The organism is Vibrio sp. 1402 (assembly GCF_033340275.1).
In genome coordinates this window covers 1-805 of sequence record NZ_JAWOWE010000172.1, presented here as the reverse complement: position 1 = coordinate 805, position 805 = coordinate 1, and the positions used below count along the sequence as shown (strand labels likewise).

Here is an 805-nt window from a genome sequence, read left to right as displayed (position 1 = left end):
CACGTTTACGTTCAGCCATAGTCTAGGGGAAAAACTAGGAGATGTACTGGATAAACAGAAAGATGCATTGGTGCGTCTTCGGAGGGGTAAGGCATGGAACACGTTTAAAGAGGTGTTTGGTTTTGACTCTCTTATCAGGTCACTGGAGGTGACATGGGGAGAGGAACACGGCTGGCACCCACATACTCACGAGCTTTGGTGTATTGATAAGGAAATCAATCGAGATCGCTTGTCGGCATACCTCAAGGCTAAGTTTAAGGCGAAGCGCCACGCGGAGAGGCTTGAACGACTGCTATCAGCGGAGCCGACAGAAGTCTTTGAGGAACTGCTTCTTGAACGTTGGGAGGCTTGTTGCGAAAGGGCTGGGCTGATGCTGAAACCAGACGGCACACCCGTTTCACTCGATGCCTTCCGTCAACATGCGCTTGATATTAAGCATGGTGTGAGCGTTGGTGACTACCTAGCAAAACAAGACGATTCGAGACACTGGGGAGTGGATCGAGAAATGGCTAAAGGTAGCACCAAGAAGGGCAAGAAAAAGGGGATTCACCCCTTTGGGTTTTTGTCTCGTTTCGCTGAAACAGGCGATGGTGTTTGGTCTGGCCGTTGGCTTGAGTACAGCGAGGCCATTGACGGTAAACGCCGTTTATACTGGTCTCCCGAGTTAAAGGAACGAGTTGGCCTTAGCGAAAAAACAGACGAAGAGATTGCAGCGGAGCAAGATGATCATGCTGTGATCGTTTACCAGATGCTCGATGGAGAATGGCGCAAGGCTAGGCACAATGTGCCTCGTGTTCTGGCAGCA

The 805-nt window shown here is 50.4% G+C and carries 1 protein-coding gene; it reads left to right on the top strand.

Annotated elements, in window-relative coordinates:
* Positions 1 to 70 precede the first annotated feature (70 nt).
* The coding region (locus R7044_RS24885; protein WP_225455957.1) for a hypothetical protein at positions 71 to 805 on the top strand (735 nt) is incomplete at its 3' end.